The sequence below is a fragment of the Martelella mediterranea genome, from assembly GCF_004342225.1.
GTDB lineage: Bacteria > Pseudomonadota > Alphaproteobacteria > Rhizobiales > Rhizobiaceae > Martelella > Martelella mediterranea_B.
The window spans coordinates 25,967-49,255 of the sequence record NZ_SMAR01000016.1 but is presented as its reverse complement, the minus strand read 5'-3'; the positions used below and the strand labels follow the sequence as shown (position 1 = coordinate 49,255).

15 protein-coding genes are annotated in these 23,289 nt (G+C 55.8%); 3 read left to right on the top strand and 12 right to left on the bottom strand.

Annotated elements, in window-relative coordinates:
* Positions 1-3: 3 nt before the first annotated feature.
* The 10 genes from glgC to EDC90_RS11480 form a co-directional block, all read right to left on the bottom strand.
* Positions 4-1,269, bottom strand: a complete 1,266-nt coding sequence (gene glgC, locus EDC90_RS11525) for a glucose-1-phosphate adenylyltransferase (protein ID WP_132311678.1) — start codon at positions 1,267-1,269, stop codon at positions 4-6.
* A 16-nt stretch (positions 1,270-1,285) separates the two neighbouring features.
* Positions 1,286-3,496, bottom strand: a complete 2,211-nt coding sequence (gene glgB / locus EDC90_RS11520) for a 1,4-alpha-glucan branching protein GlgB (RefSeq protein ID WP_132311676.1) — start codon at positions 3,494-3,496, stop codon at positions 1,286-1,288.
* A complete protein-coding gene (locus EDC90_RS11515) occupies positions 3,496-5,955 on the bottom strand; it encodes a glycogen/starch/alpha-glucan phosphorylase (protein ID WP_132311674.1) in 2,460 nt (819 codons plus the stop codon). The genes glgB and EDC90_RS11515 overlap by 1 nt, the downstream gene beginning before the upstream one ends.
* Positions 5,956-6,199: 244 nt before the next feature.
* Positions 6,200-7,075 (bottom strand): transglutaminase family protein, encoded by an 876-nt coding sequence (locus tag EDC90_RS11510; RefSeq protein WP_132311672.1) that lies wholly within the window; start codon positions 7,073-7,075, stop codon positions 6,200-6,202.
* Between the two features lie 6 nt (positions 7,076-7,081).
* Positions 7,082-9,517: a circularly permuted type 2 ATP-grasp protein gene (locus EDC90_RS11505; RefSeq protein ID WP_132311670.1), complete on the bottom strand. Its 2,436-nt coding sequence runs from the start codon at positions 9,515-9,517 to the stop codon at positions 7,082-7,084.
* Positions 9,518-12,847 carry a DUF2126 domain-containing protein gene (locus tag EDC90_RS11500; protein WP_132311668.1) on the bottom strand — a complete coding sequence of 1,110 codons (3,330 nt, stop codon included), beginning with the start codon at positions 12,845-12,847 and terminating at the stop codon, positions 9,518-9,520.
* 130 nt (positions 12,848-12,977) lie between these two features.
* Entirely contained in the window at positions 12,978-14,123 is a 1,146-nt protein-coding gene (locus tag EDC90_RS11495) for an ABC transporter permease (RefSeq protein WP_132311666.1), read from the bottom strand.
* Complete coding sequence (locus EDC90_RS11490; RefSeq protein WP_132311664.1) at positions 14,113-15,048, bottom strand: ABC transporter ATP-binding protein; 936 nt, start codon at positions 15,046-15,048, stop codon at positions 14,113-14,115. The genes EDC90_RS11495 and EDC90_RS11490 overlap by 11 nt, the downstream gene beginning before the upstream one ends.
* Positions 15,045-16,010, bottom strand: a complete 966-nt coding sequence (locus tag EDC90_RS11485; RefSeq protein WP_132311662.1) for an HlyD family secretion protein — start codon at positions 16,008-16,010, stop codon at positions 15,045-15,047. The genes EDC90_RS11490 and EDC90_RS11485 overlap by 4 nt, the downstream gene beginning before the upstream one ends.
* A gap of 2 nt (positions 16,011-16,012) precedes the next feature.
* Positions 16,013-16,639, bottom strand: a complete 627-nt coding sequence (locus EDC90_RS11480) for a TetR/AcrR family transcriptional regulator (protein ID WP_132311660.1) — start codon at positions 16,637-16,639, stop codon at positions 16,013-16,015.
* Between the two features lie 398 nt (positions 16,640-17,037).
* On the opposite strand from EDC90_RS11480, the gene EDC90_RS11475 reads away from it, so the two are divergent.
* The 3 genes from EDC90_RS11475 (at position 17,038) to EDC90_RS11465 (ending at position 20,795) form a co-directional block, all read left to right on the top strand.
* Positions 17,038-18,144 carry a TRAP transporter substrate-binding protein gene (locus tag EDC90_RS11475; protein ID WP_132311658.1) on the top strand — a complete coding sequence of 369 codons (1,107 nt, stop codon included), beginning with the start codon at positions 17,038-17,040 and terminating at the stop codon, positions 18,142-18,144.
* A 230-nt stretch (positions 18,145-18,374) separates the two neighbouring features.
* A complete protein-coding gene (locus EDC90_RS11470; protein ID WP_132311656.1) occupies positions 18,375-19,595 on the top strand; it encodes an NAD(P)/FAD-dependent oxidoreductase in 1,221 nt (406 codons plus the stop codon).
* A 177-nt stretch (positions 19,596-19,772) separates the two neighbouring features.
* Positions 19,773-20,795 carry a LacI family DNA-binding transcriptional regulator gene (locus EDC90_RS11465; RefSeq protein WP_165972811.1) on the top strand — a complete coding sequence of 341 codons (1,023 nt, stop codon included), beginning with the start codon at positions 19,773-19,775 and terminating at the stop codon, positions 20,793-20,795.
* Between the two features lie 161 nt (positions 20,796-20,956).
* On the opposite strand, the gene EDC90_RS11460 is transcribed toward EDC90_RS11465, so the two are convergent.
* Together EDC90_RS11460 and EDC90_RS11455 are read right to left on the bottom strand one after the other, a co-directional pair.
* On the bottom strand, positions 20,957-21,676 hold the full coding sequence (locus tag EDC90_RS11460) for a phosphoadenylyl-sulfate reductase (protein ID WP_132311750.1): 720 nt from the start codon (positions 21,674-21,676) through the stop codon (positions 20,957-20,959).
* 177 nt (positions 21,677-21,853) lie between these two features.
* On the bottom strand, positions 21,854-23,266 hold the full coding sequence (locus EDC90_RS11455; protein ID WP_132311652.1) for a chloride channel protein: 1,413 nt from the start codon (positions 23,264-23,266) through the stop codon (positions 21,854-21,856).
* Positions 23,267-23,289: the final 23 nt, after the last annotated feature.

Sequence of the window (23,289 nt, the reverse complement as noted above, 5' to 3'; positions counted from 1 at the left end):
GGATTAGTCTTCCAGTTTGTCGATCATGGATTGCGTGATCAGGCACACACCACTTTCAGTTCGCCTGAAGCGTTTGGCATCAAGCTCGGAATCCTCTCCGACCACGAGGCCTTCAGGAATCCGCACGCCATGATCAATAATGACGTTTTTCAGCTGCGCGTAGCGGCTGATGTAGACATGCGGTAGAATGACGGCACCTTCGAGGCGGGAATAGGAATTTGCCCGCACACCGGTAAACAGCAGGCTTTTATAAAGCTGGGAGCCGGAAATGATGCAATCGCCTGAAACAACGGATGAAATGGCCGATCCACGGCGGTTTTCATCATCATGGACAAACTTTGCCGGTGGCGTGGCTTCCGAATAGGTCCAGACCGGCCAGGATTTGTCGTAAATATCGAGATCCGGAACAATGCCTGTCAGATCGATATTGGCCTGCCAGTAAGCATCCAGCGTTCCCACATCGCGCCAGTAGGCCCGGTCTTCGCGGCTGGATCGAACGCAACTGCTGGAAAAGCGATGGGCGACCGCTTTGCCGTTTTTGACGATGTAGGGAACAATATCCTTGCCGAAATCGCGGCTTGAGGTCGGATCTGCGGCATCCCGTTCGAGGCAGTCAAACAGGAATTTGCGATTGAAAACGTAAATGCCCATCGATGCGAGCGACATTGTTTCGTTTCCGGGAATTCCGGGTGGATCGGCTGGCTTTTCGACAAAATCGACGATCGTGTCATTGCCGTCAACATGCATGACTCCGAAGCCGCGCGCCTCTTCCACCGGGACTTCAAGGCAACCGATCGTGATGTCTGCACCGGAATCGACGTGCTGCTGCAGCATCGGTTCATAGTCCATCTTGTAGACGTGATCACCGGCGAGAATGATCATGAATTCCGGTGCATAGGATTCGATGATGTCGATATTCTGGTAAACAGCGTCGGCGGTTCCTTCATACCACTGCGTTTCAGAAACGCGCTGGGACGCGGGCAGAATATCGAAGCTCTCATTACGTTCCGGGCGAAAAAAGTTCCAGCCAAGCTGCATATGCCGGATGAGGGAATGTGCCTTGTACTGGGTGGCAACGCCAATGCGGCGGATACCGGAGTTGAGTGCATTTGAAAGGGCGAAGTCGATAATGCGCGCCTTGCCACCGAAATAGACGGCGGGTTTGGCGCGGGTATCGGTCAGCTCCTTCAGACGGCTGCCGCGTCCGCCAGCCAGTACATAGGCCATGGCATCACGCGCCAGAGGTTGGTGTCCAGCCTTTTGTTTCATCCTTCCCTCCCACTTTTCATTCCGGTTCCAGCATGATGGTCGCAAGCGGCGGCAAGGTCAGGCCGGCAGTGATCGAGCCATTATCATGGAGATCTGCGCGTACGCGCCCGCCATTGCCCATTCCGCTGCCGCCATAGATTTCGGCGTCGGTATTGAGAATTTCACGCCAGATACCGGCTTTGGGAAGCGGTACATGGTAGCCCTCGCGGGGCACCGGCGTCAGATTGCATACGATAATAACAGGCTTTTCACCGGGCGCCTTGCGCTGCCAGGCGAAGACGGAGTTATCGGCATCATCGACGATGACCCATTCGAAGCCCTCGGGTTCGCAATCACGGGCATGAAGAGCCGGTTTGGCGCGGTAAGTGAAGTTGAGGTCACGCACCAGCCGCCGGATGCCTTCATGAGTCTGATATTGCAGCAGGTTCCAGTCCAGGCCCCGTGCTTCGCTCCATTCGCTCCATTGGGCAAATTCCTGCCCCATGAAAAGAAGCTTCTTGCCCGGATACCCCCACATGAATGCGTAATAGGCTTTGAGATTGGCGAATTTCTGCCAGTCGTCTCCCGGCATCTTTGCGATCAGAGACCCTTTTCCATGCACGACCTCGTCATGTGAAAGCGGCAGAACGTAGTTTTCCGAAAACGCGTAAAGCAGGCCGAAAGTGATTTCCTGATGGTGATGTTTGCGGAAAATCGGCTCGCGGGCAAAATAGGAAAGGGTGTCATGCATGAAACCCATATTCCACTTGAAACCGAAACCAAGTCCCCCTTCATGCACCGGCTGGGAAACCTTTGGCCACGCCGTTGATTCCTCGGCAATCGTCATCATTTCCGGATGCTGACCGTAAACCGCCTTGTTGGTTTCCTGAATGAACCGGACAGCGCCGAGGTTTTCATTCCCGCCATATTCATTCGGCACCCATTCGCCGTGTTTGCGGGAGTAGTCGAGGTAGAGCATGGAGGCTACAGCATCGACACGCAGGCCATCGACGTGGAATTTTTCACCCCAGTAGAGCGCATTGTTCAACAGGAATGACGCGACTTCCGTGCGCCCGAAATTGTAGATCGCAGTGTTCCAGTCAGGGTGAAAGCCCTGCCGCGGATCAGCATGTTCATAGAGCGCTGTGCCGTCAAACCACTTCAGGCCATGCTGATCTGTCGGGAAATGTGCCGGGACCCAATCCAGGATCACACCAAGACCAACCTTATGGCAGCCATTGACAAATCGGGCAAAGCCTTCCGGTTCTCCAAAACGCGCCGTTGGCGTATAAAGCCCCGTCGTCTGATAGCCCCATGAGGGATCGTAGGGGTACTCTGAAACCGGGAGGAATTCGATGTGGGTGAAACCCATATCGGCACAATAGGGGATCAGCCGGTCTGCCAGTTCGTCCCAACTCAAAAAAGAACCATCATCGCCGCGTTGCCATGAACCGGCGTGAACTTCATAAATCGAAATTGGCTCGCGGCGCCGGTCGCAGGTTGACCAGTGCTCACGGTGGGCTTCGTCGTTCCATTCCTGTTCCAGATCCTTCGCAGTGATCGAAGCGGTCTGTGGACGAAGTTCCGAGCGGCGGGCAAAAGGGTCTGCCTTAAGCGGCAGCAATGTTCCGTCCGCGCCGATGATCTCGAATTTATACGCCGAGCCGGGCTTTACGTCGGGAGCGAAAATCTCCCAGACGCCTGAATCGGTACGAAACCGCATCATATGGCGGCGACCATCCCAGCCGTTGAAGTCGCCGACGACGGATACACGTCTTGCGTTGGGTGCCCAGACAGCGAAATGAAATCCGTCCACGCCCTGATGAGTAATCGGGCGTGCGCCAAGTTTATCGAACAGTCTGAGGTGCGACCCTTCGCGAACAAAATAATCATCCATCGGGCCGAGTACGGGCCAGAAGCTATAAGGGTCTGTCACATCCCATTCGTCACCGCCGCGCTTCGCATGAAAACGGATCGGTACAAATCCTTCAACTGAGACTGGTCCTGAGAAAAAACCTGAATCGTCGATCCGATCAAGTTTACCGATTGGGGAACCTTTCAGATCGAAAGCTTCAACGCTTTCAGCACCGGGCAGAAAACATCGGGCTACATGTGCCGTTCCTGTGTCCTGGATGCCGAGCACGGAAAACGCATTCCCGTGGGTCGCGTTCAGAATACTCTCGATTTCCTCCCGAGGCGGGGCATGGCCCCGCCCGCCGTCCGGATTATTGGATTCCGGCAATTTCATCACGCTCTCCAGATGTCGCGCGCATACTCCCTGATCGTCCGGTCAGACGAGAACCATCCCATGCGCGCAGTGTTTCGAATTGCCTTAACGTTCCATAAGGTACGATCGTTCCAGATCGTGTCGACTTCACGCTGTGCTGCAGCAAAGGCATCGAAATCAGCAGCAACCATGAACCAGTCATGATCATAAAGACCGCCAATGAGGTCGGTGTAGCGGCCCGGGTCATCGTGTGAGAAAACGCCTGAGGCAATGGCTGAAAGGGCCTGCGAGAGTTCTTTAGAGGACTCGATGATCTGACGTGGGTTGTGGCCGTCTGCGCGAGCCTTTTCGACTTCCTCAGCCGTCAGACCGAAGATCACCATATTTTCCTCGCCGACCCAGTCTCGCATTTCGACGTTGGCACCATCCAGTGTGCCGATCGTGAGTGCGCCGTTCAGGGCGAATTTCATATTACCTGTGCCTGACGCTTCCATACCGGCTGTCGAAATCTGTTCAGACAGGTCCGCAGCCGGGATCATCACTTCCGCTGTGGAGACGTTATAGTTCGGAATGAACACGATCTTCAGAAGACCACGCACCGCCGGGTCATTGTTGATGACCCTGGCGACATCATTGGCCAGTTTGATGATCAGCTTGGCATTGTGGTAACTCGGTGCTGCCTTGCCCGCGAAAAGCTTGACGCGCGGCACCCATTCCATTTCCGGATGCGACCGGATCTGATCGTATAGGGCAATCGCTTCAATGATGTTCAGAAGCTGGCGCTTATATTCGTGAATGCGCTTGATCTGAATATCAAACATCGCTGCCGGATCTATGCGGGTGCCAAGCCGTTCACCGACAAGGTTCGAGAGTTTGACCTTGTTTTGATATTTGATTTCAGCGAAGCGCTCCTGGAAGCTGGAATCTTCGGCCAGATCATTAAGAGCCTGAAGCTTTTCCGTATCATCCAGAAATGCATCGCCGATTGATTCACGAATAAGGCCGGTCAGGCCCGGGTTGCATTCTTTCAGCCAGCGACGCGGCGTAATGCCGTTGGTCTTGTTGTTGATGCGATCCGGATGAAGGCGGTGCAGATTGTAGAACACCGTGTCTTTCATCAGTTCCGTATGCAATGCCGAAACACCGTTGACGCTGTGCGAACCGAGGAAGGCGAGATTGCCCATGCGCACGCGGCGCTGGCCACCTTCATCAATCAGAGAAATCTGGCGAATGGCGTCATCATCGGTTCCTGCTTCCTTGCGGGCTGAAAGCAGGATTTTTGCGTTGATCGCATAAACGAGCTGCATATGCCGCGGAAACAGCCGTTCAAACAGCGGTACAGGCCAGCTTTCTAGGGCCTCAGGCAGCAGCGTGTGGTTGGTATAGGCAAACGTTCGCGTGGTCAGGTCCCAGGCGGTGTCGAACTCGACGCCATGAATGTCGATCAGCAGTCGCATCAGCTCAACGACAGCGATCGACGGATGCGTATCGTTCATGTGGATTGCGACTTTTTCCGGCAGAAGCGAAAGATCGCCGAACTGTTCCACGTGGCGGCGGAGGATGTCCTGCAGCGATGCCGAGGAGAAGAAGTATTCCTGGCGCAGGCGCAGCTCCTGCCCGGCCTCGTTGGCATCGGCGGGGTAAAGCACGCGGGTTAGTGTTTCTGCCTTTGTGCTTTCTTCCAGAGCGCCGATATGGTCACCGGCATTGAATTTGTCGAGAAGTATCGGGTCGATCGGGTCAGCCGACCAGAGGCGAAGCGTATTCACGCGCTTTGCCCGCCAGCCAACAACCGGTGTGTCATAGGCCTCGGCAATCATGCGTTCGGAAGGCTTCCATTCATAGCGTGGCTCTTTGCCACCTTCCTCGATAATATCGACTTTGCCACCAAAATTGATCTCATATGTGCTTTCGCGGCGGTGGAACTCCCAGGGATTGCCATGCGCAAGCCAGTTCTCGGGAAGCTCGACCTGCCAGCCATCGGCGATTTCCTGCCGGAATAGTCCGTTCACATAGCGAATTCCGTAACCATAGGCGGGAACATCAACCGTCGCCAGGCTTTCCATGAAGCAGGCGGCGAGCCTGCCAAGGCCGCCATTTCCGAGCGCTGCGTCTGGCTCCAGTTGTGCGATTTCGACCAGGCTGACGCCCATCTGTTCAAGGGCCTCATTAATCTCTTCCATCAGTTCAAGGTTAGAGATTGAATCGCGCAGAAGCCGTCCGATAAGAAATTCGAGCGAGAGGTAATAAACGCGTTTTGAACCGTCTTCGTAAGTTCTGCGTGTCGATTCCATCCAGTTGTCGATGATGCGGTCACGCACGGCAAGGCTGATTGCGCGCAGCCAGTCATGCGGGCGGGCGACAATTGTGTCCTTGCCCACTTCATAGGTCAGCTTTTCGAGAATGGAAGCAGCAAGTCCCTGAGCGTCGTTGGCGCGGGGTGCGGGCAGAGGGAGGTCGGGATTCGTAACTTTGCTCATCGGTGGTTTCCGTTAAAAAGCGCGGTTAAAATTGAGATCGTCTGCCATAAAGTACTAATCAGCCGGGAATAAGTCGGGTCACTTGTCCGGCCTTATGCTTCACAGTTTATGCACTGATGTGACGCACTTGCAATAAAGCGATGTGAAACAAGGGAAATTAATTTTTACAGCAACAAAAATGCGCCGTCACGCCCTGCACCAGTGGAACCACTGTGCCAGAGTTGTAACTTTTCTGGCATTCCTGTCAGACCGGAATGACGTCCACTGCCTGAGTGGCCTGATGCTCGCCATAGGTCTTCATGACACCGACGACAGGAGCGACATCAGAATAGTCGCGCCCGTAACCCACGACGATATGATCGGCACCTGCTTCGATATTATTGGTCGGATCAAATTCGATCCAGCCAGCTGATGCGCCGCACCAGACCCGGACCCATGCATGCATGGCATCAGCGCCTTCCAGCCGTGGCTTGCCGGGCGGCGGTATAGTGCGAAGGTAGCCACTGACATAGCCTGCCGGAATTCCAAGTGCCCGGAGGGCTGAAATCATCACATGCGTAAAGTCCTGACAGACCCCGCGTTTTAAGGTGAATGCCTCTGCAGGCGTGCTGTCAACGGTCGTTGCCTCGCTGTCATAGGTGAAATCTTCGAAAATCCGTGCGCACAAAGCGCTTGCAATCTGATGAACGCTCGCTGCGGGTTTGAAGCATGCGTATCCATAAGCCGCGATTGCGCGATTGAACGGAATGCGCGGGCTGACACTTAAGAAATGGTGCGGCGAGTCCGGGCCGAGATCCATGACCCGTTCATATTCTTCCCGCAGCTGCTCAGCGGATGGTGCCAGTTCAAATGTCATGCGCGGGGCATCAACCTGAACGCGGGCTTTCATACTGATTTCGAAGCGGTCATGTGGCGGCGTGATCAACGTTGCGATGGCGGGGTGGCCGAAAAAGTCGGTGAAACCACGCTCTTCCGTTGGTTTCGGATCAAACGAGACATGTCCGGCGATAATGCGCTGGCGCGGCGTGGAAGCGAGCGGCAGAACGCGCGTTATATGCCGGGCCAGCGAGGCCGGCGTGTCGTAATGATATTCCATCTTCAGGGAAAGGTCGTACAGCATGGTCCCTCAAAGATAGTTCTGTGCCAGACAGTCTGACAGCGCTTCTAGATCGTTGACGAGGCGGGCATAGTCATCGGCTGAAACGGTGTCGGCTGTCATAACGGCCAATCCGGCCTGAAGGCGCATGGTTTCACGATTGAGCGGCGACATCTGAACGTGAGAATTGCGGTCAGGCAGTCGTTCGACTTCCGCCAGGATGGCATTCAGTTGAAACAATACGGAGCGCGGGTTTTGCGGATCCAGCGCCAGAAGGTCCGTGATCGTGAGACGATCTGTGTTGACGTTGTAATGTCGCCGATGCGTCATCACGTTGTCGCCGATTTCCAGCAGGATATCGAAGGCACCGTCCGGGGCATCCTCGCCGGAAAGTTCGCCCAGAAGTCTCGTCATATGAAGGCCGCGCTCGAGATAACGGCCGATGGACAGAAACCGCCAGCCGGTTGAACGATACATGTTCTCATGCACAAGCCCGGCAAAACCGGCCAGTTTGCGCAACAGCACTGTTGCCGCGTGGGCTGCATCATCTCCGGGCTGAACCACATCGACGAAGCGGCGGGCAGATTTGGAAAGGTCAGTCAGTGCCAGCCAGCCATCCGGTGAGAAGCGGTCGCGGATGTTGCCGGCTGAAAAGACGGCACTGTCGATATCGCGCAGCAGGCTTGGCGGAAGCGCGCCATCATCAAGGTCTATGCCGGTCTTACCAAGATAGGCTTCGACCTGCGCCAGAAGCGGTTGTTCGCGGTCATCGACCTCGGCAAAACGGCCGTGCCATGCCCGCAATATCCGCAGATTTCCTTCAGCCCGTTCAATGTAGCGGCCAAGCCAGAACAGGTTGTCGGCAGCTCGGCTTGGCAGGTTCGCGGGTTTGTGGCGCGGCACGCGGCTTTCCTGGGTCAGCAGTGTCGGGCGCGCCACGGGCGTGTCACTGACCACCCAGACATCGGCGGCGCGGCCGCCCTGCTGCATCGCCATGGCTGTGACGTCGTCACTCGCACCGATCCGGGCAAAGCCGCCGGGCATGATCCGCCAGCCATCACGCGTGCGGGCGGCAAAAACCCGCAGCGAGAACGGATGCGGTTTCAGCCTGCCATCAACGAAAGCCGGAGCGGTCGACAATGTCACCGCCTCCTGCCCGACGAGGCCTGAACCGTACTGCTTAAGCCAGCGTTCAACTGCACCGGGCCTGCGGGCTCTCAGTTTTTCTCCGGTAAAGGATTGTCCGGCGTCATCGAAGAATGGCATGCGCGAATAGGCCGGGCCGATTACCATTCGGTCCAGATGGTCTGCGACGTGACTGCGCTCTTGTTCCTGTCCGCACCACCATGTCGCGATCGACGGAATCTTCAGGTCTTCATTCAGAAGACGGCGGCTGAGAGATGGCAGAAACGCCAGCAGTGCGCGCGTTTCAAGGATGCCGGACCCCAATGCATTGACCATCGTCAGATTGCCAGCCCGGATGGCCTGCACCATGCCTGGTGTTCCCAGTCTGGAACTTTGATTGAGCTCCAGCGGATCGGTAAAACTGGCATCCAATCTGCGCCAGAGGACGCTGACCGGCATAGGGCCAGCCACAGTGCGCACCATCAGTTTGTCATTTACGACAACAAGGTCTTCGCCCTCAAGCAGTGAGATGCCAAGGTAACGCGCAATATAGGCATGTTCATAGTAGGTTTCGTTGGCGGGGCCGGGCGTCAGAACGCCGATCCGGCCATCGCCGCCTAAAAGGTCGGACTGGAGTGCATCACGAAAAGCGCCGAAGAACGAGGCAACACGGCGCACATGCATGTCACTGTAAATACCGGAGAAGGAGCGCGCCGCCGCCACCCGGTTTTCAAGCGCAAAGCCTGCGCCGGATGGTGCCTGGGCCCGGTCGGCCAGCACCCACCATTTGCCGTTGGGGCCACGTCCGATCTCAAATGAGATGAAATGCAGGAAATGACCGCCCGGCGGATCAACACCAACAAGCGGACGCAGAAATTCGCTGTTGCCCGCGACAAGAGACGGCGGCACAAAGCCTTCCGAGACAAGCTGGTTTTCACCGTAAAAGTCAGCCATCATCGCTTCGAGAAGATCAGCGCGCTGGCGAAGGCCTTCCGCCAGTGACTGCCATTCCTTGTCATCGATGATGACCGGAATGTGCGAAAACGGCCATGACCGGGTTTCGTCCTGCCCGTCATAAGCCCGGTAAAACACGCCGGCATCGCGCAGGTAGCGGTCAGCACGGGCAAAGCGCTCGGCCAGATCGTCGGATGTCATGCCGGAAAGGGTATTCAGAAAAGGCTTCCACACCGGGCGCACATCCCCTGCGGCGTCCATCATCTCATCGGGGACACCGGGCAGGGGTTTGTAATCCCTTGCGTTCCAGGCGATCGCGGGTTCTGCCTCCGCCGCCTCGTCAGCTATATCCAGATCGGCGGAGAGATCCGCCCTGTTTCGCACCATTTAAAGCCCTGCCGGCCGCCTCAGGTCGAGCGTCAGCGGAAACTCCGCATTCGGCGCATCCTGATATACGGCATAATGTCCGGCGGTGTGGCCTGAAGGCTCAAACCGCGCCAGACGTCTTGCCTCGGCCTCATTGCTGTTGACCGGGAAGGTCTCATAATTCCGGCCGCCCGGATGTGCAACATGATAGATGCAGCCGCCGACCGATCTTGCCGACCATGTGTCGTAAATGTCAAACGTCAAAGGCGAGTTGACGGGCAGAAGCGGATGCAAACCGGAGGCAGGCTGCCAGGCCTTGAAGCGGACACCGGCCACCGAAACGCCGGATTTTTCTGTCGGCTTCAGCGGCACTTTGCGGCCATTGCAGGTGACGATGTAGCGCTCCGGCGCATTGCTTTCCAAACGCACCTGCAGACGCTCAACGGAGGAGTCGACATAGCGCACGGTCCCGCCGATTGCACCATGCTCGCCCATCACATGCCACGGCTCCAGCGCCTGACGAAGTTCCAGCCGGTTGCCTTCATATTCAACCTCGCCGAAGAACGGGAAACGGAATTGAAGCTGTGCCTCAAACCACTCCGGACGGAAATCGAGGCCATTCACCTTAAGGTCCTGCAGCACATCCATAAAATCCTGCCAGACGTAATGCGGCAGCATGAACCGGTCTGCCAGCGCTGTTCCCCAGCGCACGAACTTGCCATCAACCGGATTTTTCCAGAACCGGGCCAGAAGCGCGCGCACGAGCAATTGCTGTGCAAGGCTCATACGGGCATTCGGCGGCATTTCAAAGCCGCGAAACTCCACCAGACCCAAACGTCCGGTCGGCCCATCCGGCGAAAACAGTTTGTCTATGCAGATTTCAGCGCGATGAGTATTGCCCGTCACATCAATCAGGAGATTGCGGAACAGCCGGTCGGTGACCCAGGGGAGTGGCGGGGCAATGCCCGATTGCGGATGTGGGATCTGCGCAATCGCCGTTTCCAGCTCGTAAAGCCCGTCATGGCGGGCTTCGTCAATGCGCGGAGCCTGACTTGTCGGGCCGATGAACAGGCCGGAGAACAGATAGGAAAGCGATGGATGGCGCTGCCAGTGCAGCACAACGCTTTTCAGAAGGTCGGGACGTCTGAGAAACGGACTGTTGCCGGGATTGGCGCCGCCAACGACTACGTGATTGCCGCCGCCAGTGCCGGTATGGCGGCCATCGATCAGAAATTTGTCTGCGCCCAGCCGCGTCTGGCGGGCTTCCTCATAAAGGGCAGTCGTCGTCTCGACACATTCGTCCCAGTTCGACGCCGGGTGGACATTGACCTCAATAACGCCGGGGTCCGGGGCGACACGGATTACATTTAATCGCTCGTCATCCGGGGGAGCATAGCCTTCGATATGCACGGGAAGACCTAGTTTTTCCGCTGCGCGTTCGGTTGAGGCGACGAGATCGAGATATTCTTCCAGCGTTTCCAGCGGCGGCATGAACACGCAAAGTCGTCCGTCACGCGGTTCAACTGAAATCGCCGTGCGCACCGCACCGCCAATGGATGGTCCGGGCACACGCTGAGGTCGTTGCGGGTTTTCATCGAATGGCGTGAACTGTGTCTTAGGCAGCGGACGGCCTTCATCCAGCCTGTAATCCGGCAGCGGATTGCGTTTGACCGATGGATCCTGCGGATTGATGAAGGGATATTGCGATTCCGGGATCCATGCGAGGGAATCCAGTGGCAGACGGAAGCCCACCGGGCTGTCCCCCGGTATCAGGAAAATCCGGCCGCGCCGCGTCTTCCACTTTTCCGAGACCCAGCGCACGCCGGAGGCACGGCCCTGCCATGCCTGAACGGGCAGAATATAGCCTGCGGGCCGTGTCAGCCCGCGCTCGAACACGCGCGCGAAGCGGGCGCGATCTTCTGCGTTCTTCAGCTTCGGGTTCGACGGATCGACATTTTCCGGAAGGTTGCCTTCGCGGATCAGCCATTCTGCCGGATCTTCAAAGGCTGGCGCGACGTGATCCGGCTCAATATCCAGTTCGGTCGCGATGGCCTCCATCAGGCGGCCGGCATCATTTTCATCCACGGATGTATCTTTGGTTTCTCGGGCAATCAGGATCTGATTGTTCCAGATCGGCACGCCATCCTTGCGCCAGTAAAGTGAAAACGTCCAGCGCGGCAGACTTTCACCGGGATACCATTTGCCCTGACCGTAATGCAGAAAGCCACCTGGTGCGAACCGGTCGCGCAAGCGCCGGATCAGTGCGTCGGCGAGCCCGCGTTTGGTCGGCCCGACCGCGCCGGTGTTCCACTCATCGGCTTCAAAATCATCGATCGAGACGAAAGTCGGCTCACCGCCCATCGTCAGGCGCATGTCGGTTTCTTCGATGATGCGGTCAACCTTAACGCCAAGGGCATTGAGTACATTCCAGCTTTCATCTGAAAACGGTTTGGTGATGCGCGGGTGCTCGGCCACGCGCGAAATCGACATGTCGAAGTCGAATGTGGTCTCTGCTTCGCCGAAATAGCCACCGGAAATCGGAGCAGCATTGCGGTAATGCGGTGTTGCGGCCAGCGGAATATGGCTTTCGCCGGTCAGAAGGCCTGATGTGGCATCCAGCCCGATCCACCCTGCGCCGGGCAGAAAAACTTCAGCCCATGCGTGAAGGTCGGTGAAATCATGATCTGTTCCGGAAGGGCCGTCGAGCGCTTTCAGGTCCGGTTCCAGCTGAATGAGGTAGCCGGAGACAAAACGGGCAGCAAGTCCCATATTGCGCAGAATCTGGACGAGAAGCCATGCGCTGTCGCGGCACGATCCGGACGCGCGTTCAAGGGTCTCTTCGGGCGTCTGCACACCCGGCTCCATGCGGATGATGTAGTTGACGTCGTGCTGAAGTCTGGCATTGATACCGACAATCATATCGACCGTACCCTGACCGGGTTTGAGATCGAGTTTGTCCATATAGGCTTTCAGCCCTGGTCCCATCGGCTCCGGCGTGCGGTAGATCGACAGGTCTTCCTCAATGTCGTCGTCATAGGCGAACGGATACTTTGTGGCCTGTTCCTCGACGAAGAAATCGAATGGATTGTAAACCGACATGTCGGCAACAAGATCGACCTCGATCTTGAACTCCGTCACCGGCTCGGGAAAGACAAAACGGGCCTGATAATTGCCGTAAGGGTCTTGCTGCAGATTAACGAAATGATCGGAAGGCGTGACCTTCAAAGAATGGCTGATGACCTTGGTTTTTGAATGGGCGGCGGGCTTTAGCCGGATGATCTGCGGGCCGAGAATGATGGGCTTGTCGTATTTGTAATGGGTCAGGTGATAAATTGATGCTTTAATCGACATATGCGTCCTTGCCGGCCTTGAGGCCATTCCCCTTCATGAAGCGCTATGCGTGAAGTTTGGGCAATGGTCAGGCATAAAGCAAGCGCGATTTCGTCTCATTGGCAGCAACGCCAGATTGCCGAAAACGTGGTTAATCCAGTGTTTTCTGAAAACGGCTGATCGCGACCGTAATCGCAACAATGGCGATTGCAGCAAGCATCAGGCTGTCATAGCCGAGCGCCGTAATATCCGCACCTTTCAGCATGATTGACCTGACAATTCTGAGGTAGTGTGTGAGCGGCAGGCACTCGCCGATATATTGTGCCCATTGCGGCATCCCGGCAAAGGGGAACATGAAACCAGACAGGAGAATACTTGGCAGAAAGAACATCACCGACATCTGCACCGCCTGGAGCTGGTTTTTCGCAATCGTCGAAAAGGTATAGCCAATCGACAGGTTGGTAACCACGAACAGCAGTGTGAGGACCAGCAAAGACCATGGATCACCGAGGATCGGCACCTGAAAAATCAGCAGTCCGGCGGTGATGATCAATATCGCCTGAAACAGTCCGACGAGCACATAGGGCATGATCTTGCCCATCATGATTTCAATTGGCGTGATCGGCATGGCCAGAAGATTTTCCATTGTGCCGCGCTCAATTTCTCTGGTGACTGCCAGTGACGTGAAAACCACCAGTGTCATCGTCAGGATCGTTCCCAGAAGACCGGGAATGATGTTGAGTGTCGATTCTCCGGCCGGATTATAACGGCGATGCTGAACGATCTGAAACGGAGGATCCTGCGGCTGGTCGATACTGACATTTTTCAGACTGGCAACGGAGGTCGAGACAATCCCGGAAAGCGCACCCAGTGCGGATGATGATGCAACGGGATCGGTCGCGTCTGCTGCGACAAGAATCTGAGGTGAGGCGCCGCGTCTCAGGTCGCGCTCAAAATTCACAGGAACCTCGATGACAAAAAGCGCTTCACCGGCTTCCAGCACGCGGTCCATTTCTTCGTCACTGGTCACGATTTTTTCGATGTCGAAGAAATCTGTGTTTTGCATCGCAGCCAGAATGGCGCGGGAGGCATCCGTGCTTTCTCCCATCATCACCGCCGTTGGCAGGTGATGCGGCGTTGTGTTGATCGCAAAGCCGAACAGCAGAAGTTGCATGATCGGCAGCATTACCATCATCCCCATGGTCAGCCGATCGCGTGTCATCTGGATGAATTCCTTCACGGTCATCGCCCAGAAACGGTTCAGCGCGGCATATCTTTCAATCCGCTCAGCTGTCATCGAAATTATCCTTCGATGTGTTCATGAGATAAATGAAGGCATCTTCCAGTGTTGCTGCACTTGGCTCGCAGCGTATGTCGTCTCGCTCCTGATAGGCAGCAATGGCCTTTTCGAGCGCCTTTTCATCATGGCCGCAAACGTGAAGGGATGCGCCAAAGGGGGCGACCAGATCGACACCACCGGCTTTCTCCAGCGCGCCTTGAAGCGCATGCACATTGCGGCCGGTGATGAGGTAGCTCTTGAGCCCGGACGCTGCGACGACTTCATCCACTGTGCCTGAAACCATCAGTTTGCCATAGGCCATATAGGCGATCTCATGGCAGCGCTCGGCTTCGTCCATATAGTGGGTTGAAACCAGCACGGAGAGGCCATCGGCGGCAAGGCCATGGATCTGCGCCCAGAACTCCCGGCGGGCTTTCGGGTCAACGCCTGCGGTCGGTTCATCGAGCAAAAGAAGGTCCGGGCCTGGCAGGGTGCATGCACCGAGTGCGAGGCGCTGTTTCCAGCCGCCGGAAAGATTGCCCGCAAGCTGCTTTTCCCGTCCGCCAAGACCCAGTTTTTCGATGGCTTCAGAAACCTTGCGTCCCGAATTTTTCAATCCGTGAATGCGGGCGACGAAATCGAGGTTTTCACGGATGGTCAGGTCCTGATAAAGCGAGAAACGCTGGGTCATATAGCCGACGTGCCGACGAAGCCGTTCACCATCGGTGGTGATGTCATAGCCAAGGCAGGTGCCGGCCCCACTGTCTGGTGTCAAAAGCCCGCAGAGCATGCGAATGGTTGTCGTTTTGCCGGAGCCGTTCGGTCCCAGAAAGCCATGGATCGTACCCTTTTTCACAGTCATAGACAGGTGGTCGACAACGGTCTTTCCTCCAAAGCTTTTGGTCAGATCCTGAACAGCGATGACGTTTTCCGTGACATTCATCTGGCACTCCCGGCACTGACATTAACCGGCAGTCCAACGGCGAGGCCTTCTGGGGATTGCGGGACAGCCCGTGCGCGGTAGACCATCTTGGATCGCTCTTCACGCGAGAATATTTCCGGTGGCGTGTATTCTGCCTCCTGCGCGATAAATGATATCTGAGCGGTTTGCGCAGAACAGCCATCGCAATTGAAGTCGATGGTGTCGCCAACATGCAGGCTGGCGCGTTCCTGCTCCGGGATGAAAAACTCAACCCTGACATTTTCCGGCGGCAACAGCGCGATAACAGGGCGTCCGGCGGGCACCACTTCGCCTACGCGGTAGTAGGTTTCCTGAACAAGCCCGGATTGTGGAGCCGCGACAGTTTTTAAAGCGAGCACGGCTTCGGCGGAAGCGAGATCGGCGCTTGCTGCCGCGACGGCCTGCTCAGCCTGGGTGATCTGCTGGTCGCGCTGCGGTCGTCTTCCAAGGGCGATTTGTGCATTGATCTTGTCGAGCGCGGCCTTGGCCTGGGCATAGCTGCTTATGGCATTGTCCAGATTGGCTTTCGTGCCGGATTGTTGCCGGTATAATTCTTTCGCGCGCGAAAGACTCTTGTCGGCGTAGGCCAGTGCTGCTTCTGCTTCTTCTCTGGAGGCGTTCAGTGCCTTTAACTGTTCCGGTCTGTCCTGCGGCGCGCGTGCCAGATCCAGCGCGGCTTCGGATTTTGCCAGATTGGCATGCGCGGCCTGAACGGCTGCAGCCTCGGCATCGCTTTCAAATGTCAGCAGAACTTTGCCTGCGCTGACCGCATCGCCTTCATCCGCGAAACGTCCGGTGAGCCGGGCTGTGGACGAGCTGCCGACATAAACCATGTCAGCCTCAATCCAGCCGAGCCAGCTGCTTTCCGGCTGCGGGCGAAGATAATACCAGCCTATGGCCGAAACCACGGCGATCAGGACAAGGATTGCCAGAATGCGTTTCATGCTCAGGCTCCATCGGCCGATTGAAACAGGGAATCGAGATAAAACTGAAAGGCTGCGTGGGTATCGATACTTTCAAAACGCGCAAACAGGGCGTTCCATATGACAGACATGACGACGGGGGCGAAAACCATCTGCGGCACTTTCAGCGCGTGCTGAGAACGCAGCTCGCCACGCGCATCGGCGCGGATCAGGAGCTTTCTTAAAAGGTCCAGACCACGACTTACGATATTGGTATGATAGTAGGCGGCGATATCGGGAAAGTAGCTCATTTCGGTGATCATCAACCGGATGATATGACGCTTTTCTGACTGAAGGATATGTGTATCAATCATGTCATAGACCGTTGTCATGGTTTCGCGGGGTGACGTATCCTCCTCAGAAAGGAACCGGTCTGCATGCTCAAGGATTGGTTCGACCGCCGAGGCAACCAGCGATTTGAACAGGCTCTCCTTGTCCGGAAAGTAGAGATAAACCGTCCCCTTGCCGATTCCTGCCTGTCTGGCGATGTCTTCAATGCGTGCATTGGCGAAACCCTTGCGGGAAAAGACCGTCACCGCCGCATCCAGAATGGCGCTGCGTTTTTCTTCCGAGCCTTTAGGGCGTTTACGGTGTGATATCTCGTTGCTCAAGCCTGTATCTCCTGATTGGCTCAGAATTTATGACTGACCGGTCAGTCATGATCAAGAAGATATTTTCCGCAAGGCTTGTCATGCGACTTCACCGGGCGTGTGCACCGTTCATAAAGAAGACCCTGGGAGGGCTGCGAACAGTTCCTTATGAAAAGCTTTCAAGCGGTTTTGCACTGGAGCTGAAAGGCTTTTGTTCAAGTCTTGCGCTGCAATAAATCAGTCTTCGCCCTGGCAGCACTGTCGGCTTTAGATACGCAAGTATCAAGTATTGCTAAAAAATACGATTGAAGACTTGAAAGCGGACCTGAAACCGAGTAGTACCGCTCGGTACGGTTAACGGGCGCGGATGGCACGATCGACGCCGCAGCCCTTTCAAGACAAGCAAGCAGGAAACTCCCATGGACCGCCGCACATTCTTTAAAAAAGCCGGAGTCGTTTCGGCAGGTGCTTTCGGCACGACGGCACTGGCCGCCCCGGCCATTGCGCAGGAAAACCCAAAGCTCAACTGGCGTCTGGCTTCGGCCTTTCCGCAGTCGCTCGATATTCTTTACAGTGCCGGAACCAGCATTGCTGACCGTGTTGCAGAAGCGACGGATGGAAATTTCCAGATCCAGGTCTATGCCGGTGGTGAAATCGTTCCGCCGCTTCAGGTTCTCGATGCTGTGCGCGACGATACGGTCGAGATGTGCTATACGCCATCCTACTACTATATCGGTCAGGACATGACCTACGGCCTTGGAACAGATGTGCCATTTGGCATGAACGCGCGCCTCAAGAACGCTTGGCTCTATCAGGGCGGCGGGAACGAACTCTTTGACGAGTTCTTCGCCGAAAAAGGCCTCTGGGGACGCCCGGCAGGCAATACCGGTGCGCAGATGGGTGGCTGGTTCCGCAAGCAGATCAATACCGTTGAAGACCTCAAGGGCCTGAAAATGCGTATCGCTGGCCTTGCCGGGCAGGTGATGAGCAAGCTCGGCGTCACGCCGCAGCAGATTTCCGGCGGCGATGTCTACTCCGCACTTGAGCGCGGTTCGATCGATGCCAGTGAATTTGTTGGCCCTTATGATGACCTCAGCCTCGGTCTCGCAAAAGTCGCGAAGTATTATTACTATCCGGCCTGGTGGGAAGGTGCGCCGACGATCCATGCTTTCAGCAATCTTGAGCGCTTCAATGCGTTGCCGGATAGCTACAAGCGCATCCTCACCGATGCCTGCGACGCTGTTAATCTGGATACGCTGGCAAAGTATGATGCGCGCAATCCGCCGGCGTTGCGCCAGCTTGTAGCCGATGGCGCTGAGCTGAAGCCTTTCAGCCAGGAAATTCTGGATGCCTGCTTTGCAGCATCAAAGGAGATTTTTGCGCAGATTTCCAGCGAGAATGACTGGTTCAAACGCATCTATAGCAGCCAGGAAGAGTTCAAAAAGGATGCCTATCTTTGGATGCAGCTGGCTGAATTCTCCTTTGATCGTTACATGATGATCCAGCAGCGTAACGGTAATCTTTGATTGGCCTGAAACTGCGTTGCGCTATCTTTTCAAAGCCCGGCCTGCTGGTCGGGCTTTTTCGTCGGGCGCGCGTTTTTGAAGCGCGCAGTGCTGCCCATTTAGCGGCTGTCTTTGAATTGACCTGATTGAAAGCTCAACGTAAGCCATTCGATAAGCTGCCTTTGCAGAAGGTGGAACCAGTTGCGGCACAAACGTAGCGGTTGAATTCAGCGCATAGAGGAGAAAGACGGTTGACGGATCGGATCGTAATTGTCGGAGCAGGTCAGGGCGGTTTTGCTGTTGCGGCAAAGCTGAGAGCACTGAAAGATGAAAGGCCGATTACGCTGATTGGTGCAGAAGCTTTCGCGCCTTATCAGCGGCCGCCTTTGTCCAAGAAATATCTGCTGGGAGAGATGTCTTTTGATCGCTTGCAATTTCGACCTGAAAGCTGGTTCGCTGAAAATGGTATCGATCTGAAACTCCAGCATTTCGTCGAGAGTATTGACCGCAAGAACAAGCAGGTCGTGATGCAGGACGGTAAAACGCTGGGCTATGACAAGCTGGTTCTGGCCACAGGCGCAACGCCACGCAGGCTGCCGCGCGATATCGGCGGCGATCTCAAAGGCGTCTTTGTGATGCGCGACAAGCGGGATGCCGACGGACTTGCCGCAGTGATGAAGCCGGGCAAAAAACTTCTCGTTGTCGGCGGTGGCTATGTCGGACTTGAGGCCGCTGCCGTTGCCCGCAAGTTTGATGTGGATGTGACCGTTATTGAGATGGCAGACCGTATCCTCAAACGGGTTGCTGCCGCTGAAACAGCCAAGGTTATGCGTGCTATTCACGAAAGCCACGGCGTCGAGATTCGCGAAAATACCGGTCTCAATCGCCTGATCGACAATGGTTCAGGCGAGGTTTGTGGTGCTGAACTCTCCGATGGTTCGACAGTCGGTGTCGATATCGTTGTTGTCGGCATCGGGGTTCAGCCTAACGACCAGCTTGCGAAAGACGCCGGTCTTAGCGTTGGCAATGGCATTTCTGTCGATCAGTTCGGGCGGACCGAAGACGCTGATATCTTCGCCGTCGGAGACTGTGTCGAGCTTCCGTTCAAGGGAGAGGTTATCCGGCTTGAATCCGTGCCAAATGCGACAGACCAGGGCGATGCAGTTGCCGGTGTTCTTACCGGCAGCGACAAACCCTACGAACCCTCGCCGTGGTTCTGGTCCGATCAATATGACGTAAAATTGCAGATCGCCGGCTACAATGGTGGATATGATACAGTGATCACGCGGGCTGGTATGCGCGAAGGCAGCGTTTCGGTCTGGTATTTCAAAGGCGAAGAGCTCCTTGCTGTTGATGCGATCAACGATGCTCGCGCTTATGTTTGTGCCAAAAAAATGCTTGCTGCCGGTATCAATCCCACCAAAGAGGAGATAGCAAATCCGCAAACCGATTTAAAAATGCTGGCGAGTTGAGATAATCATCTGAAGTTATAATTGTATTGATTTTAAAAGGCATCTCAAAGTTGCCGTAACTTTGCCATCATTTCTCCATTCGTGCAGCATCATCAATGATATGTGTAATTGCGGATGTGATTTGGAAGTGGGGCTGATGTTATGGCGGTGCGGAAAGAGGGGGCGTGTGAATTGCCCATGCGATTAAGAGGTGGTGCCCGGGCGCGTACGACTTTGAGCGATGTGGCACGTAAGGCTGGAGTGAGCCCGATTACCGTGTCGCGTGCGCTCCGTGAACCGCATAAGGTCAGCGACAAACTGCGCGAGACGATTCTCGGTGTTGTCGATGAGATCGGTTATGTTCCCAATTTTGCTGCGCGGGCGCTGGCAAGCCGTCATAGCGGCATTATCGCCGTGCTCGGTCCGGTGCTTGGCTCTCCCGGCTTTTCTCCGGTTGCCTCAGGCATTGAGGATCGCTTTCAGGCTGGCGAACTGAGAACCCAGTTCGCCAATATCGGTCTTGATGCGTCCGAGGAGGCCAGACAACTCAACCTCTTTGTCGCGCAGAACCCGGCTGGTATCATCATGGAAAGCGTTGCCGAATTCCCGGTCAACCGGCCGCTGATTGATGAAATCGACTGCCCGGTTGTCCAGATGATGGATACAAGCCTTGAGCCACTCGATATGGGGATCGGCGTTTGCCATCGGAGTGCCGCAAAGCTGGCAGTCCGGCATCTTCTCTCGAAAGGATATTCGAAGATCGCACTTCTTGGCGGCAATAAGGACATCCGTTCACGCCGCCGTTTCGAAGGCTATCGTGAAGCGTTGAGCGATGCGGGCCTCTATCAACCCGGATACGTCTTCGACACTGAAGGTCGCAACAGTGTTGCTGACGGTCATTCGCTGATGCGTTGCATAAATAGCAGATATCCGGAGATCGATGCGGTCTTTTGCCATGATGACGAACTGGCACTTGGAGCCTTGTTTGCCGCATCACAGCTGGGGCTTCGGGTTCCTGAAGATCTCGGTATTTGCGGCTATAATGGGCTGCATTTCAGTGGTGTCGATGATCCGCCCCTGACGTCAGTTTCCCTGCCGCTTTATGAGATCGGTTTTAAAGCTGCGGAAATGCTGATGGCGGCTTTGGCCAGCGGTGAACGGAAGGAAGGGGCTGTTGAGCTGGAGGTCGCGCTGGTTGAAGGGGCCAGCACGCGTCGGTGAGGGGGCTGTCATCTGAGGCTATGCCAAAGGCGGCCGTTTTTGCGAACAATCAGGGGCAGCCTTGCTGCGAAAAGGTCGCATGGCGGCTCCGCTTTCACTGAAGCGCACATCTGTTCTATCTGTTCGTTTGACGCACTTTCGCGGATGTCAAATTCACTCCACTAGCCGGACGTCTTTGCCAGATGCAGCCCACATTCGCGTTTCGCATCTGTTTCCCACCACCAACGGCCAGCACGTTCGGGTTCACCCGGCTTGATCGCACGCGTGCAGGGTGCGCATCCGATTGACGGGTAGCCACGGTCGTGCAGCGGGTTCACCGGAACGCTGTGCTTTGCCACGTAAGCATGAATGTCATCAATGCCCCAGTCAGCGAGGGGGTTGACCTTTGTCAAAGCACGTTTGGCGTCATATTCTGCATAAGGTGTGCTTGCCCTGTTGCCCGACTGACCGCGCCGAAGGCCCGTAATCCAGATATCAGCCCCTTTAAGAGCGTTCGCCAAAGGCACCAGCTTTCGGATATGACAGCAGGCCTGACGGGCTTCAACACTTTCATAAAAGCCGTTGCGGCCATACGCATCGACATATCCGGCGACCGCTGCTTCATCCGGTTGGTAGCGCTCGATCCTGATATTGAGGCGTTCTTCTGTTTCATCGATGAGGGCAAGCGTCTCATCGAACAGCCGACCGGTTTCGAGGGTCGCGATCCGTATATTCAGCCCGGACACTGCAATTGCCTCGGTGATAACCTGATCCTCGATGCCAAGGCTGGTCGTAAAGACAGCGGATACTTGCTGATCGGCGATATATTTCAGCCGTTCCCCGAGGCTTAAACTGGCAAGCGTATCATTCAGTTTGTGGATCTTGGCATCTGCTTGGGTCATCTTCAATCGGCTCGCCTTGTTGAAACTGCTTTGGCAGTATGACGTTGCTTCAGGTGCGTTTCCAGAGACCGGCTTGCCACAAAAAACGACTTCGCGACAAAAGCTTGCCGAAGAGCAGAGCGGGCTTAGAATGTGCTGCCAAAGGATACCGCAGAATGCAGGATGACCCTGTTTCTGCTATAAGGTTCCTTTTTCGTCATAATCTCTGGTCTCTTTCTGAACCTCTTCGACGGTCGATTTTTCTGTCTCGCTTGAAGAGCGGTTTTTCGCACGCTGAAATTTAATACTATCCGCAATAAAGGCACGCGAAAGGCCGTGGTAAAGCGGCTCACTGAGAACCATACGCGAAGCGATGTAGCCAAGCATCGATGTGGCCATCAGCGTGATAATGCCGTCATGGTTATCGGTCATTTCGAGAATGATCACGAACGCGGTCATCGGTGACTGCACGACACCGGCGAAATATCCGGCCATGCCAAGAATAGCACCAAGACCGATGCTGATGCCCATGAGGTCTGCGACACTGGAACCAAGTGTAGCGCCGACCGAAAGGGATGGTGCAAAAAGACCGCCGGGAATTCCCGACGCCATCGACAGGAATGTCGCTGCCAGTTTTCCGATGAAGAAGAACGGGCTGATCTCGCCGCCTTCAATAACTGTTCGGGCCTGTTCATAGCCTGTCCCAAACGTTGTGCCGCCGCTGATGATCCCGATGACAGCAACCAGCAGTCCGCAGCCACCAGCCAGCATCGCCATGCGCTTGATCGGAGCCGGTTGTGCCCAGCGCTTGGCGCGGCGGGCGATCTTCAGCGAGTAAAGCGAGAACATAGCGCCAAGCAGCCCGCCTCCGATGCCACAGACAAAAACGGCGACCCATTCTTCAGGATGAATCGCAATCGCGGAAGCATGGCCGAAATAGGTGTAGTTGCCAGCAAGGCCTATGGCGGCAAGTCCGGAAAGAATGATGGCGGAAACAACCAGGCCGTTGGCGCGCGACTCATACGCGCGGCTCATTTCTTCAATGGCGAACACAATACCGGCGAGCGGTGTATTGAAGGCAGCGGATATACCCGCCGCCGAACCGGCAACGATCAGGCCTTTGGTCTGGATCATCTTGCCCCAGTGCGCGGTCTGAATCATGATTGAGGCACCAACCTGCGCTGTCGGCCCTTCGCGCCCGATTGAAGCACCGGAGAATAAACCGACAATCGTCAGAAGAATCTTTCCGACGACGATCTTCAGGTTCAGCAGCCTGTGCTGGCTGGCCCGGTCGTGCAGGTGGCGTGCTGCAATCGCCTGCGGAATACCTGACCCCTGGGAATTCGGGAAGAAACGGTTGCCGATATAAGAGCAGAGGACAAAGCCAAGCGGTGTAATGATCAGCGGCAGGTATGGTGTGAACTCATTCGCAGTCCGGATAGCGTTGAACATCTCCTGTGCGTGGTCTGCCGCACGGGCAAACAACACACTGATGACGCCAATCATCAAAGCACCAACCCAGAATACGAGCCGCGGCTGCCATATTCGCCATGACCCCCACATCACTCGGGTGCGGCGGACCATTTTGACGTTTTTATAGTAGGGGCGCATCGAACGGCTTTCGAGACAATTTT

Coding starts and splice junctions, on each gene's coding strand:
- EDC90_RS11500 (WP_132311668.1), bottom strand. CDS start 12,847: ATGTCGATTAAAGCATCAATTTATCACCTGACCCATTACAAATACGAC.
- EDC90_RS11455 (WP_132311652.1), bottom strand. CDS start 23,266: ATGCGCCCCTACTATAAAAACGTCAAAATGGTCCGCCGCACCCGAGTG.
- EDC90_RS11460 (WP_132311750.1), bottom strand. CDS start 21,676: ATGACCCAAGCAGATGCCAAGATCCACAAACTGAATGATACGCTTGCC.
- EDC90_RS11515 (WP_132311674.1), bottom strand. CDS start 5,955: ATGAGCAAAGTTACGAATCCCGACCTCCCTCTGCCCGCACCCCGCGCC.
- glgB (WP_132311676.1), bottom strand. CDS start 3,496: ATGAAATTGCCGGAATCCAATAATCCGGACGGCGGGCGGGGCCATGCC.
- EDC90_RS11490 (WP_132311664.1), bottom strand. CDS start 15,048: ATGAATGTCACGGAAAACGTCATCGCTGTTCAGGATCTGACCAAAAGC.
- EDC90_RS11505 (WP_132311670.1), bottom strand. CDS start 9,517: ATGGTGCGAAACAGGGCGGATCTCTCCGCCGATCTGGATATAGCTGAC.
- EDC90_RS11495 (WP_132311666.1), bottom strand. CDS start 14,123: ATGACAGCTGAGCGGATTGAAAGATATGCCGCGCTGAACCGTTTCTGG.
- glgC (WP_132311678.1), bottom strand. CDS start 1,269: ATGAAACAAAAGGCTGGACACCAACCTCTGGCGCGTGATGCCATGGCC.
- EDC90_RS11465 (WP_165972811.1), top strand. CDS start 19,773: ATGCGATTAAGAGGTGGTGCCCGGGCGCGTACGACTTTGAGCGATGTG.
- EDC90_RS11510 (WP_132311672.1), bottom strand. CDS start 7,075: ATGCTGTACGACCTTTCCCTGAAGATGGAATATCATTACGACACGCCG.
- EDC90_RS11475 (WP_132311658.1), top strand. CDS start 17,038: ATGGACCGCCGCACATTCTTTAAAAAAGCCGGAGTCGTTTCGGCAGGT.
- EDC90_RS11485 (WP_132311662.1), bottom strand. CDS start 16,010: ATGAAACGCATTCTGGCAATCCTTGTCCTGATCGCCGTGGTTTCGGCC.